The organism is Flavihumibacter sp. CACIAM 22H1, from assembly GCF_001601815.1.
In the GTDB taxonomy this organism is placed as follows: domain Bacteria; phylum Bacteroidota; class Bacteroidia; order Chitinophagales; family Chitinophagaceae; genus Flavihumibacter.
Genome location: NZ_LUKG01000010.1, coordinates 24,557 through 37,923 on the forward strand (window position 1 = coordinate 24,557; position 13,367 = coordinate 37,923).

9 protein-coding genes are annotated in these 13,367 nt (G+C 45.1%); 3 read left to right on the forward strand and 6 right to left on the reverse strand.

The features are described 5' to 3' along the window. From A1D16_RS04895 to A1D16_RS04905, 3 genes are all read right to left on the reverse strand, one after another. Positions 1 to 2,450: glycoside hydrolase family 2 TIM barrel-domain containing protein (locus tag A1D16_RS04895; RefSeq protein ID WP_290708136.1), on the reverse strand; the 2,450-nt coding region annotated here is incomplete at its 3' end. A gap of 18 nt (positions 2,451 to 2,468) precedes the next feature. After that, positions 2,469 to 5,402: an FAD-binding and (Fe-S)-binding domain-containing protein gene (locus A1D16_RS04900; protein WP_290708137.1), complete on the reverse strand. Its 2,934-nt coding sequence runs from the start codon at positions 5,400 to 5,402 to the stop codon at positions 2,469 to 2,471. A 54-nt stretch (positions 5,403 to 5,456) separates the two neighbouring features. Further along, a complete protein-coding gene (locus tag A1D16_RS04905) occupies positions 5,457 to 7,925 on the reverse strand; it encodes a glycoside hydrolase family 95 protein (RefSeq protein ID WP_290708138.1) in 2,469 nt (822 codons plus the stop codon). A 169-nt stretch (positions 7,926 to 8,094) separates the two neighbouring features. Between A1D16_RS04905 and A1D16_RS04910 the strand changes: the two genes are divergently transcribed. The 3 genes from A1D16_RS04910 (at position 8,095) to A1D16_RS04920 (ending at position 9,906) form a co-directional block, all read left to right on the forward strand. Beyond that, a complete protein-coding gene (locus A1D16_RS04910) occupies positions 8,095 to 8,595 on the forward strand; it encodes an RNA polymerase sigma factor (protein ID WP_290708139.1) in 501 nt (166 codons plus the stop codon). A gap of 2 nt (positions 8,596 to 8,597) precedes the next feature. Further along, on the forward strand, positions 8,598 to 9,245 hold the full coding sequence (locus A1D16_RS04915) for a hypothetical protein (RefSeq protein WP_290708141.1): 648 nt from the start codon (positions 8,598 to 8,600) through the stop codon (positions 9,243 to 9,245). Positions 9,246 to 9,471: 226 nt separating this feature from the next. Continuing rightward, positions 9,472 to 9,906 (forward strand): hypothetical protein, encoded by a 435-nt coding sequence (locus A1D16_RS04920; protein WP_290708142.1) that lies wholly within the window; start codon positions 9,472 to 9,474, stop codon positions 9,904 to 9,906. Positions 9,907 to 10,137: 231 nt separating this feature from the next. Here the strand turns inward: A1D16_RS04920 and A1D16_RS04925 are convergent, their stop codons facing one another. From A1D16_RS04925 to A1D16_RS04935, 3 genes are all read right to left on the reverse strand, one after another. Continuing rightward, a complete protein-coding gene (locus A1D16_RS04925; protein WP_290708144.1) occupies positions 10,138 to 10,953 on the reverse strand; it encodes a glycoside hydrolase family 16 protein in 816 nt (271 codons plus the stop codon). 12 nt (positions 10,954 to 10,965) lie between these two features. Beyond that, entirely contained in the window at positions 10,966 to 12,702 is a 1,737-nt protein-coding gene (locus tag A1D16_RS04930; RefSeq protein ID WP_290708145.1) for a glycoside hydrolase domain-containing protein, read from the reverse strand. 170 nt (positions 12,703 to 12,872) lie between these two features. Continuing rightward, positions 12,873 to 13,190 (reverse strand): hypothetical protein, encoded by a 318-nt coding sequence (locus tag A1D16_RS04935; RefSeq protein ID WP_290708146.1) that lies wholly within the window; start codon positions 13,188 to 13,190, stop codon positions 12,873 to 12,875. Positions 13,191 to 13,367: the final 177 nt, after the last annotated feature.

The following is a 13,367-nucleotide window of genomic DNA, read 5'->3' on the forward strand; positions in this document are numbered from 1 at the left end:
AGTGAAACCCGGTTGAAAAAAGAAACAGGGCCACCTGCTGGTACAGAAATTGTTAATTCAATTTTCCCTTGGCCGATTGCTGTAGCATTGATTACAGGCGTTGACCGGGGCATTTTACCCAATCCTGAATAAACGCCGTTTTCATCAGGCAACCAGTACAGGTTTTCAGCAATGACTTCTTTCTGAAGATTTAAAATTTTAAGGGCCAAGAACGCGCCTTCTTCTTTTGTGGCCTGCCTGATTTCTCTTTTTATAGCAGTAATCATGCGGGTGGTAGATGGGCCAATTTCAGCAAAAACCTGTCCGAGGCTTTTTTCTTTTCCTTCCTTATCATAAATGCTCATTACCAACATCAGATCATACTGATGTGTGAACGTGTTATTGATCAGATGCAAACTCGTATCGGCATGGTTATAAAAAAAATTAACCGGTGCACTGCCTTTTCTCAGGCCATATAAACAGGCATTCGGATCCAGGTAATAATCGTACATCTGGCCACGTAAGGCCGTCCAGGGATTCTGCGTTTTCCAGATAATAACACCTGTATACCAATCCCACATATGCGAACTAAAGCCTTCCATCAAAGACCTGTACTGATCGTAATTAACCAACTGCGCTTTAGTAGCCCATTCTTTTAAATCAGCCGTTTTACCATAGGCATTAATAAAGTTATTATAGCCGATGTATTTGTGATATTGCCAAACAGAATCAACTATTTCTTTTCTGGTTTCCGTAGAATAATCCGGGGCTACCAGGTTCTCTTTTGGAATAAAGCGTTCCAGCGATTGATAATCGCCGGTTCCTACCGATCCGATTTCAGAATTAAAGGGCCAGGTACGATGATTAAAAAAGGTTTTCAGGGGTTGAATGCCGTAAGGCCCATCTCCATTACCACCCAAAAAGTTGAACGACATATCGTCCGAGTTCGAATAATCCACAAACCACCTGGTACCATCCAATGCTGGTAAAATGGAATCGCGCAGAGCGCTTTGAATATCCTGTGGCAATGTAATTTCATTTCCGCCACACCAGATTGCCAGGGACGGGTAATTACGGATCATTTTAATCTGGTCAATGGCCGATTGCAGAAAAAGCGGATGGTCGTCGGGATATTTTCTTCGGGTCCACTGATCGTCTTTCTTCATAGGATCTACCCAACGGCCATTACAATCTCCGGATCCCCAGAAATCCTGCATCACCAGCAGGCCGTACTGATCACATGCTTCATAAAACTCGGGGCGTTCGGTAATTGCCCCACCCCATATCCTGATCAGGTTCAGGTTCATATCACGATGGAACCGGATTTCGGCCGCATAACGTTCCTTACTGAAGCGTAACATGGCATCCGCTATAATCCAGTTGGCCCCCTTTATAAATACCGGCTGCCCGTTTACCCAGATTTGTTTACTACGGGTGGTACTGTTCCAATCGGCCTTGATTTCGCGCACCCCTACCTGCAAATGTTCTTCATCCGAAACTTTTCCATTGGCAACAAATTCCATCTTCAACGCATATAAATCCTGCTTTCCATAACCATTCGGCCACCAGAGTTTAGGAGAAACCAACTGGTGATCCGGCAACTGAACCTCACTAACAGAATTTGGTTGTATGGTTACGGACTTGGCAATTGTTTTCCCATCAATTGAATACCGCAATAGGCCGGTTACGGCTGAAGCCGTATTATTTAGTAATTCTGCCGCAACTTTTAAGGTAGCGGGGGCTTGTTGCCCCTGGGGCTTTCTTTTACCAGGAACCAGGGTAACTACATGTGGATGTTGAATGCTGACTGCGCCGGTTTTTTCAATTTCTACTTTGTCCCAGATACCCGTATTTCGGTCTCTTACCGGTTGAATCCAATCCCAGCCAGCTACATATTGGTGGGCCACATTTTTAGCAATGGTTCCGTCTCCTCCCTGTCCGCCATTCGGATTACCCGGTTCATCCGGCGGATATACAAGTATAGCCAACCTGTTTTTACCCTGCTTATTAAGCTGCCTGGTAATATTATAGGACTGCCGTAAAAACATTCCATAATGTCTTTCCTTATTCAGTTTTTGCCCGTTCAGAAAAACATCACAACTATAATTTACACCACGCAGGTGTATCCATACAGTTTCCCCGGCAACCGGCTTTTCTGTAAATTCCTTTACAAACCAATAGGTATAATAAGCATTTCCTGTATTGAAAATATCCGGAATCTTGGTATTGTTCATTCCATAAAAAGGATCCGGTATTTTTTTATTCTCCAGCAGGGTTGTTAAAACGGTTCCTGGCACCACAGCGGGCTCCCAGTTACCAAGGGAATATTCGGTGGAGGACACTAATTTTCCCTCTGCGGAAACCTCTGAAACCGGTGCACATTTCCAGCCCTGATTCAGTTCATACTTTTTTTGTGCCTGTATAGAAAAAACTGAAAAAACGTAAATAAACAGTACAGTCAATTGTTTCATTAGAAAAAATTTAAACGATCAAACCAGGGCTTCGTACAATACTTCTACCGGATGTTTTGCTTTTCTACCGGTTCCGTCTTTTATCTGGTGGCGGCAGGATGTACCGGGTGCGGCAATAATGGTTTCTTCTCCGGCAGCGCGTACTGCAGGTAATAAAACCAGCTCGCCTACTTTCATAGAAATATCATAATGCTCTTTTTCATAACCGAAAGAACCTGCCATTCCACAGCAACCCGATGGAATGGTTTCCACGGTATAGTTTTCGGGCAAACTCAATAACTGTACAGAAGGGCCAACCGACGAAATTGCCTTTTGCTGACAGTGGCCATGCAACTTTATGGCGCGTTTTTCTTTGGTGAATGCCTCCGGAGAAATTCTTGCCATACTGATTTCTCTCGCAATAAATTCATCAATCAGGTATACATGTTGTGCCAGTGCCTGCGCATCTTCCAGCAGGTCGTCCTCTGCCAGATCAATATATTCATCGCGAAAAGTGAGTATAGCAGACGGCTCAATACCGACCAGCGGTGTTTCATCACTGATCAGCGGACGTAACCGGGCAATATTGCGGTTAGCGATACCTTTGGCATGCCGGATCAGTCCTTTCGACATCCAGCTTCTTCCACTTTCTTCATGCTCGGGGATTACTACTTCATAACCCAGTCTTTCCAGCAGAAGGATGGCCTTCTTACCAATTTCAACGTCGTTATAATTTGTAAACTCATCACAGAACAGGTATAATTTTTTACCTCCAACGGGCTGTGCCGTTGTTGGCGTTCCGCGGCGTGCTGAATGACTTTTGAACCAGGCTTTTAAGGTAGTAGCTGCCAGTGTAGGCATAGAGCGTTCAAGTGCAAAACCGGCAAAATTTTTCACCCATTTGCTTACCAGTTTATTGGTCATAGCAAAATTGTAGAGGCCGGGTGCGATGGAACCCAGTTTTGCCGACAAACTAAAATTGGCAATCAGCCTGCTTCTAAGCGGTATACCATTGCTATCGTAGTATTGCTGTAAAAATTCAGCTTTCAATTTAGCCATGTCCACATTTGACGGGCATTCGGTTTTACAGGCTTTACAACTAAGGCATAAATCCATTACTTCCTTAATCTCTTCATGGTCAAAACGATTGGCCTTTTCGGAGCGGGTCAGGAATTCCCGAAGAATATTGGCTCTTGCGCGGGTGGTATCTTTTTCATTACGGGTAGCCATGTAAGAGGGGCACATGGTACCTCCACTTAAATGTGTTTTCCGGCAATCTCCCGATCCGTTGCATTGTTCAGCATGTTGCAGTACATCCTGGTTATAGTAGCGGAAAACCGTTTTAAACGCAGGGGTTTTTTGTCCGGGGGTATACCGTAGCATGGTATCCATAGGAGGCGTATCCACAATTTTATTGGGGTTGAAAATATGCTTTGGATCCCAGACTTTTTTGATTTCACGCAACAACTGGTAATTTTTTTCACCTACCATTTGTTTGATAAACTCACCTCTCAGCCGCCCGTCTCCATGTTCGCCACTAAGAGAACCCTTGTATTTTTTTACAAGCGTGGCAATTTCTTCTGCAATTACCCTAAACAGCCGATTGCCTTCTTCGGTTTTTAGATTGATGATGGGTCGCAAGTGTAGCTCACCCGATCCGGCATGAGCATAATGCACTGAATAGAGGCCATGTTTGGCAAGAATCTCGTTAAATTCCCGGATAAAAGCGGGCAAATCTTCTACATCAACCGCAGTATCTTCAATTACCGGAACGGCTTTTTCATCGCCCGGCAAATTAGACAGCAGGCCCAGCCCCGCTTTTCGGAGGGTCCAGATTTTTTTTGTGTCCGCTCCAAATAATAAAGGGAAATGATAACCTAGTCCGGCAGCACGCATTTCCGCCTCACAAGCGGCAGCATCGGCTTCAATTTCCGCGCGTGTTGCACGGGCAAATTCCACCACCAGAATTGCGCCGGGATCGCCCTGCACAAAAAACCGGTTCTGCATTTGCTCGCGGTTCTGCTTGGTGCATTCCAGTATATAATGATCGATCAGTTCACTGGCACTTGGCCGATATTTCAATGCAATCAGGTTAGCGCGCAGGGATTCGTCAATAGAATTAAAATGCACACAGAGTAAGCCGGTTTCCTTCGGCGGTAATGGAACAAGGTTTAATTTAATCTCGGTAAGAAAAGCAAGGGTTCCTTCAGATCCGGCTATCAGGGTGCAGAAGTTAAAATCAGGTTGCCCGGCAGTAAAGGGTGCAGTTTCCAAAAGCAGGTCTACAGCATAACCGGTATTTCTCCGTTCTACCGTTTTTTTGGGAAATTCTCTCCGGATTTCTTCCTGGTTGGCATAATCACTTAATAGGGAGCGTATCCTCCGGTAAATCTGGTTTTCCAGCGTATCGCCCTCGCATTTGGCATGAAATTCATCGAGGTTCAGCGCTTTGAATTCCGCATCTGAACCATCGCTGAGGATGGCTTTCACTTCCAGTAAATGTTCCCTGGTACTTCGATAAACCACTGAGTTGGAACCACAGGAATTATTACCTACCATTCCACCGATCATGGCCCTGTTGGCTGTACTGGTCTCAGGCCCAAAAAACAGGCCATGTGGTTTTAAAAAAAGGTTCAGTTCATCGCGGACAACACCCGGCTGTACCCGTACCCAGTGTTCTTCTTTATTTAATTCAAGGATTTTTGTGAAGGTCCTGGATACGTCTACCACAATTCCGGCGCCCACTACCTGTCCGGCCAGGGAAGTACCTGCAGTACGGGGTATTAGCGAAGTATGGTGCTTCTTTGCAAATGCGAGTAAGGTTTTAATATCCTGCTCATGCCGGGGTATGGCCACCGCCAGCGGCAGTTCCCGGTAAGCCGAAGCATCTGTAGCGTAAAGGGTGCGCATCGCAGCATCATAATACAACTCACCTTCTAATTGTCGGCCCAGTTGCTGCAGTTCTTGAATCATGTCGGTTGGTTTGCTTGCGGCGCTAATTTACGACATTCTGTTTCGAGCTGCTTCCTATTGTACCAGATATCGCCTGCCTTTAACCGTTTTAAATGTTAGCACCCTGTCCTGATTCTGGGAAGAAGCAATGGTAGTACCATTTTCGCTTATTATTCTTTTTCCCTTAGGCAGCCAGATTTTGCAGGTATTTCCCAGGCGCGACAGAAGGGCAGCATGTATAAGCCGTCCTTTTTCCCAGGTTATATCTACCTCAAATCCGTTTCGGGCCGATAACCCGGTAATTACGCCTGTAGCCCAATCGGAATGAGTGGGTAAGGCGGGCAGCAGACGGATAACCCCTTCTTCACCATGACTTTGCAGCAGCATTTCGGCCATTCCGGCTGCTCCGCCGAAATTGCCGTCAATCTGGAACGGCGGATGGGCACAGAATAAATTGGCATATACCCCGCCGCCATTGCTCATATTGGTACCCAAACTGGTAGCGGGTTTAAGCAGTTGGCGGACCAGTTCATACGCGTGGTTTCCATCGCCCAGGCGGGCCCAGAATGCAATTTTCCAGGCTTTGCTCCAGCCCGTTCCATCATCTCCACGCTGCTCCAGCGTTTTACGGGCCGCGGCAGCCAGGTCGGGGGTTGCCCAAGGAGTAATTTCATCGTACGGGTGCAGACCATATAAGTGTGAAACATGCCGGTGTTTGGGTTCACCGTCTTTCCAGTCGTCCAGCCACTCGTTTAAATCGCCGGCAGCACCAATTTTGTTCGGTGCAAGCCGGGGTAATGCCAGTTCCAATTCTTTCTTAAACCCTTCGTCTGTTTTTAGAATCCCTGCTGCCTGAATGCAGGCTGCAAAAATTTCGCGGGTAATCTGCATATCCATGGTAGGACCCATTGCAGTATTTCCCCGGAATCCGTTGGGCATGATATAAGCATGTTCCGGCGAATTGGACGGTGCTGTAACCAGGTAGCCGTGGCGGGGAGATTCGATGAGGATAGATTGCAGGAATTGAGCGGAACCCTTCAGAACCGGGTAATAAGTTCGCAGGAAAGCAGTATCGCGGGTAAATCGAAAATGTTCCCAGATATGGTCACAAAGCCAGGCGCCCCCGGTTAACGTGGAGCCCCACTCTGCCCCTTCTCCCGGAGATGTATAAAGCCAGGGGTTAGCAATGACATGCGCTGCCCAGCCTTTTGCATTATAATAAGCTTTGGCCGTTTTTTCGCCATTTGGAACCAGGGCCCTGGTAAACCGGAAAAGCGGTTCGGCCAGGTCAGAAAGATTGGTTGTTTCTGCCAGCCAGTAATTCATCTGGATATTGATGTTCAGATGGTAATCTCCATTCCAGGGGGTCTGGTATTCTTCTGCCCACAAACCCTGCAGGTTGGCCGGCAATAATCCGGGTCTGGAGGAGGAAATCAATAAATAGCGTCCAAAATTATAATATAAAACAGGCAGTGTTGGATCGTTCTGATTGTACCGTTCCAGCCTTTCCTGGGTACTTAATGTAGCAACAGCCGGATTTTCAGGCATTGTCCACTGGTTGCGCAAATAATAACCAGCATAGACATTGATATTTTTCTCCAGTGCGGTATTGTAGTTGAGCCCCGCTTTCAAATAGGCCAGTGCTGCCGGCATAGGATCAAAACCAGTGAGGGCATATTTAGGATACGCATAATCGGTAGCTGCGCTAATTTTAATGATCAGTTCATTTGCATTTTCGACACGGATAACCGGCCGGCCATTCAGAACATCTTCCCGCATGGAGCCCCCGATTATTTCCGGCTGCAACGCAGTAGCAAAGCGCAGGCCCTTGTCTTTTCCACTGGGTAATTGCCCGCTCAGTAACAACATATTGCCCGAAACCGACGTACTGGCATTTTCTTTCCGGAAAAGGTCCAGTGCAAGATTAATACCTCCTGGTTTACTGCTATGAATACGCACCCATAAAATATCATTGGTGAAATCAGCCCAACAGACTTCAGTTATTGTTGCACTATCACGGTTATAACGGGTACGGGCAACTGCTGTTTTCAAGTCGAGTTCGCGATTGTATCCGGTAACCGCACTGGTGGTATCTCTCCAGGTAATCAATAAATCAGCCAGGATCTGGTAGGCTCCGTACTTCTGGTTAGCACCGTTCCCATGCCCCGATCCGGGCCCTTTGGCAACAAATTCCTTCATTAGTAAATCCTGCGCTTCTTTGTTTCTTCCGGCAAGCAGGTGCTCCTGTATAGGTTTGAGAAATTTGTGCGCATTTTCCCGGTCGGCATCCTGTGGCCCGCCCGACCACATGGAAATTTCATTAAGCACCAGCCGTTCCCGATTGGGGTTTCCAAACTGCATAATGCCCATCCTTCCATTTCCTACCGGCGAACTTTCTGTAAAATAACGGGCTGGTTGTTTAAACCGAAGGGTATTGGCGGATCCGTTACCCGCTATAGCTGACCCGTTCATTTGAGATTGGGACTTGGTAGTACTGATCAGCAGGCCTAAGAAGAATAGCGATGTTATGGCAATTTTATTCATATGGAAACTCTAGGTTCTAAAGATATTCTCACCAATCAGAATAGAATTGGAATTTTTCAACAGATTTCACCTGAATCTTCACCAATAACCCGGAAATTCAAAAAAATGCCATGGAATCTGTGATTTTTTTACCCTTTTAGCGAATAATAAGGAAACAGCTCAGCACCGGATGAAGGAACCGATACAAAAGCAAGCATTTATACAGATGCTGGAAGCTCATAAAGGCCTATTGTATAAGATCGCGCGGTCTTATACCACCACGCCTGCCGACTGCCAGGATCTGGTACAGGAAATTACCCTGGCACTTTGGCGATCTTTTGAGAAGTATAACCAGCAGTATGAATACAGTACCTGGATCTACCGGATTGCATTAAATGTATCGATCAGTCATCTAAGAAAGGAAACCCGGCGTATACAATCACATGCACTCACCGAAGACCACTTGTTCTTACCTATTGATACCGGTGGGGAGGATGCTGCAGTAAACCTTCTGTATTCCTTGATTGCCGCCTTGAATCCGTTGGATAAAGCCATTATGTTACTTTATCTGGATGAAAAATCGTATCGCGAAATGGCTGAAATACTCGGCCTGTCTGAATCCAATATTGCCACCAAAATCAGCCGCATCAAAGAAAAATGGCGGCAGCAACTAAATGTAAAAAACACCTGAACATGCAAGAAAAAGAAATTATAGAAATCTGGAAATCGTACCAGCAAAAACTGGATAGCTCCCTGCAAATGAATAAAAAATGCCTGCAGGAAATACAGCTCATGAAAGCATCTTCCTCCTTAAAACCCGTTCGGCTAACCAGGTGGATAGGGATTGTATTCGGCCTGGTATGGTTATTATTTATCGCTTTCCTGATGTATCATTCCTTAAGCTGGTCAAAACTTGTTTTTCTCCTTTCAGCCGGCATTCATTTCATCGTGTCATTGTATGCCATACTTGTTTATATACATCACCTGGTTTTATTAGATCAGTTTGATAATAGTAATTCAATTGTGGAAGCACAACAAAAACTGGTTCTGCTTTCCACATCTAATCTTCGGGTCCTAGGTATTTTGTTAGTTCAGTTACCGGTATTTTCTACCTGGTACATGAATCTTGAATGGATGCATTCATCTCCGGAAACTTTTTGGGGCATCCAGGTGCCGATTGTATTAATACAGGCCTGGATGGGTTGGTGGGCATTCAGAAACCTACATTATCGCAATCATGAAAAAAAATGGTTCCGCTGGTTTTTGAGCAAGGGCGAATTCGCCACCTTTAAAAGAGCCACGGCTCTTTTAAAAGAAGCTGAAATGCCACTGACTTCTTAACAATTCACTAGGGATTCTTCTACACCAATAAGCCTATATTCGCCTTGAATGATTTACTTTTTCTCAACGTTCAAGGACTTTAATACCTATTCCCCGACTAGCTAATTTTTAGTCGGGGGTTCTTCATTTGCAGAATCCATTTCGGATTCAATACTTGTTTCACTAATTTATTACACCCTTGTTTTCCTTGCCATTGCAAGGTAAAAATTCATGTAATCAAAAACATATGACAGTTCGATCTAATAGTGCGGCTACGGCCGGACGCGCCCCCTTATTGCATCCATTGCCCATTATATTACTTAAAGACGATGTAGTGCTGGTTGAATACCTGATGGCACACCATCCGAACTGGCCGGAAATCGAAACATTAAAAGAAAAAATTAAACTGGCCACCATTAAAGATGGCATGAATTTTCCGACCGGTGTTGCAAGAATTCATTCCAACATACTTATCCGCGATCAGGTATTAAAACAAAATTTCAGCTACCGGTTAAATCTGCCGGAAAGCGGCTCTACTGCATTCCACAGTGATAGTATTTTCCGTCCCATGGGAGCCGCTCTTTGGGGAATGCAGAGCGGCGACGAACTCATCTGGCCAACCCCTAAGGGAAACCGCTATTATTTTCTTTTATCCGTTGTAAACCCAGTTGAATCTTTTTAAAGAAAAACGAGGTTTTGGGATAGCGGGTGCAAGCACAGCAGCCTATTCCATGCACGGCAGTGATTTAACGCCTGATTCGGCAGAACAAGGGCCTTTTCCGTGGCCCTTTTTTCATGGCTTGCAGGAAAGAGTATAAACGCTGTGCTCCATTTTACCGTCATTTTTCCCAGTGCTTTGGCTGCCGCACGGAGCAGCAGGAAGCTTCTGCGCAAAGCTTTTTGACCTAGTATATTATTGATAAATCCGAACCCAATCGAGATAAATATGAACCGGTAGGTCCGACGCTTTTACCTTGCCAACCCAAGAGCCACCCAGTTGCTGGTCCAATAATAAATAAAAGGGCTGATCAAAGGGCCATTGGCTGGCATCTACTCCCTTTAGTCTGGGATAGCGAAATGTTTCTTTCCCATTTAAGCGGAAGGCCAGATAATCGGGTGTCCATTCCAAGCCAAATACATTGAACTCACCCCGTTTAATTGCCGCTTTGCCATAATGGGGAGGATTCTTTTTTTCTTTTAATTCAAGTGTATAATAGGAATGGACCGTTTGGTAGATACTGTCTTCAAAGTTGAGGTGCTCCATAATATCAATTTCACCATTTCGCGGATAGCTGCCATGCACTGTATTGGCGCCAAGCATCCAGAAAGCCGGCCAGGCCCCTTGCGCCTCCTCCAGTTTTGCGCGAATTTCAATACGGCCGTACGTCCAGCTGAATTTATCCTTCGTATAAATTCCACCTGTTAAATAGGGCCGTTTGTCTGTACTTGTATCGGGGTTATTTATTCCTTTGAGCACTAATACTCCTTTATCCCAGCCAACTACCTGGTCAGCAGTTGACATATGCCGGCCCCAATCTGCCTGATTGGCGTTAATTCTTACCCATTTTGTAGTATCCAGCAACGGTTGGTTAAATTCATCGCTCCAGATCAGTTTTTGATAGGCGGTTTCCTGCCCAGTGGAAGCAACAATATGGCTACGACACGATGAGCAAGCTGTCAGTAATAGTGTACTTAAAGCTATAAGCAGAAAAGAAGCGTTTGTATGCATAGACCAAAAGATTTATTGAAGTTCTGCCAATTGCTGTTTGGCGGCGTTTACAATAGAGTCGGCCGATTGTTTGGCAAGTGCAGCAATGTCAAATCCAGCCAGCAATTCATTTAACCGGCGGAGTTTTTCTGTTTCATTCTTTTTCAGAAAATCTTCTTTCAGCAAACGTACCTTTTCATAATCCTGAATGCCTTCAATTAGTTTTTCAAAGCGAATACTGCTAGTAGGGCCCGGGTAAACCTGATAGGTATCACCAGCCGGCCAGGCTGTAAAACGGCTGTCTTCAAGCGGCGCTTTTGTCCAGCTATTGTAGGCCCAACGCAGGTATCCGGTAAATCCCTTAGCCTGTGCATACCATCCCAGGTACACGTGTTCAGCCGGTGGCGAAAAGCTGAACCCATTCGGATATGCTTCGGTGCAGCAGGTATAAACCGTAGTAGGTTTACCGGCTGCTATTCGTTTATTTAATACAGCGCTATCTAAAATCCAACGAGAAGCTACACAATAATCAAAAATATCCGGTTCAATTTCGGGATGATAATCCCCTGCCAATGCAATTTTCCAGGAGGGGTCTATCGACTTCAATAGTGCAATTGCCTGTTGCATAGCAGGCAGGGGGCGCTCATCCATTGCAACCGTGGTAATTGAAAACCAGTTTTTTTCTTTCAGGTGTTGTGTTAATGCCTGTAACATCGGTTTCCAGGTAGCCGTATATGCCGGGGTATTCATTTCTGTTGCAATGCTGGTATCCCGGCCAAGCCCTTCATCATAATACTGCACCATCATTTTCCAGGGAATAATGGAATAACAATTTATACGTTCTTTAATACCGCAATTCATCACAAATTCCACGTACTGATCAAAACGGCTGAAGTCGTAGGACCAGGTTCCACTTTTGGTTTTAGTCCATTTTATAAGAGATGGAAAATCGTCATGGGTTTGATGCCCCCAGGGTTCATGCACAATGGATGCAGTGATATTTTTCTGTCCTGCTGCAGCGAGTTCCTGGTAATATGGCTTCATAACCGCAAAATGTTGTTCGGACCAGAGTGGTACATTATGCACTCTTGCTATGGCTGCCGGGTGCTGCCACAAATCCAGGTCAAAAGACCAGGCAGCAGGCGGCGGCAATAAGCGGTTAATTACTTCCAATTGAAGCTGAAGCTTTACGTCATTACTGGTTGTAACGGTAGACCGATAAGTTCCGGGGATCGCAGATTCCGGCACCTGAATGGTGATCCAGAAAAATGCAGTACTGTCTGCTTCCAATTCTGTTTGATTAAGCAGGGGGTCGGTGACCAATGATGCATAATATGCAGCAGGATCTGTACGGTAACCACAACCTCCATGGAATTCATCCGTAATTACTTTGCCAATAGCTCTTATTTTTATTTGGGCAGCCGCTATGCTGTCGCCCTTCTCGTTTACGAGTGGACTTAGCTCTACAGCAAAACGTTGTTTTTTTTCTCTAGGCGGAGATTTTAATGCAAGCTGTGTGTGCACCCTTTCTCCGCGCCAGGCAACCAACCGGCTTGTGGACCTAAGACGGTTTTCGCCAAATACCGAGTTTGTTGTTATTACCTGGCCATCTTTTAGAATCGGATTAATGGAAGCCTGGTTCTTTTGCTTAATGGAATCAACCAGTCTTATATCAGAAGAAAAAAAACCGGCATTCCCAGGTTCTGTGCAGGAGGTAAAAACAAATATTACCAACAGCAAAAAAAATGACGCGCGTTGAACTCTAAACATGACAGCAATTGTTGATTCAGAAATGAACCCGGAAGTTAGACTGATTGATTGGTTCATTTCATGTCTATGCAACAATTGACGCAATCGGTTGAGTAAAAAAACCGGCTCGCCGTAGCGATACCGGTTATACTCAAGGTAGCACATCCGTACTCAATGAGCACGAATTTGGCTTATTGATTCAGCTTGATTTCGCCTACATCAACGGTAGCACCTTCGGCTACTTCAACACCGTCTTTAGCTGTGTTCTTATAAGGTGCAACTGCTTCAATTACAATCTGATAAGTACCTGCTTTCATGTTTTTAAGCTCAAAAGCACCATTTGCGATCGGAGCTTTTACTGTGTCAACAGAGGAAAGTGCCCATGCCTGGGTAGCTCCTTCTGCGGGACTTACAGTTCCTTTTACAGTTGCCGTATTTACATCTTTAAAAGAGAATAAACTAACTGTTGCAATTCCAAGTGCCAAGGCGGTAATTTGTAACTTTTTCATACTCATGATTTTTTTAATTGGATAAATGAATTGTTTGATGACAGGAATGTAAATCCAATCATTGTGCCAAAAATGTATTATTGAAATGTTAATGCACACAAAATCACTTAAAATCCAGTATTGGCAATCATTTCAGCGGGTGGTACAGTTATTGATAATATAAAAATATCGGCAAAA

What these genes read in the sequence shown, in the direction of transcription:
- A1D16_RS04910 (WP_290708139.1), top strand. Translation starts at nt 8,095, where the DNA reads ATGAAGGAACCGATACAAAAGCAAGCATTTATACAGATGCTGGAAGCT.
- A1D16_RS04930 (WP_290708145.1), bottom strand. Translation starts at nt 12,702, where the DNA reads ATGTTTAGAGTTCAACGCGCGTCATTTTTTTTGCTGTTGGTAATATTT.
- A1D16_RS04925 (WP_290708144.1), bottom strand. Translation starts at nt 10,953, where the DNA reads ATGCATACAAACGCTTCTTTTCTGCTTATAGCTTTAAGTACACTATTA.
- A1D16_RS04900 (WP_290708137.1), bottom strand. Translation starts at nt 5,402, where the DNA reads ATGATTCAAGAACTGCAGCAACTGGGCCGACAATTAGAAGGTGAGTTG.
- A1D16_RS04935 (WP_290708146.1), bottom strand. Translation starts at nt 13,190, where the DNA reads ATGAAAAAGTTACAAATTACCGCCTTGGCACTTGGAATTGCAACAGTT.
- A1D16_RS04915 (WP_290708141.1), top strand. Translation starts at nt 8,598, where the DNA reads ATGCAAGAAAAAGAAATTATAGAAATCTGGAAATCGTACCAGCAAAAA.
- A1D16_RS04905 (WP_290708138.1), bottom strand. Translation starts at nt 7,925, where the DNA reads ATGAATAAAATTGCCATAACATCGCTATTCTTCTTAGGCCTGCTGATC.
- A1D16_RS04920 (WP_290708142.1), top strand. Translation starts at nt 9,472, where the DNA reads ATGACAGTTCGATCTAATAGTGCGGCTACGGCCGGACGCGCCCCCTTA.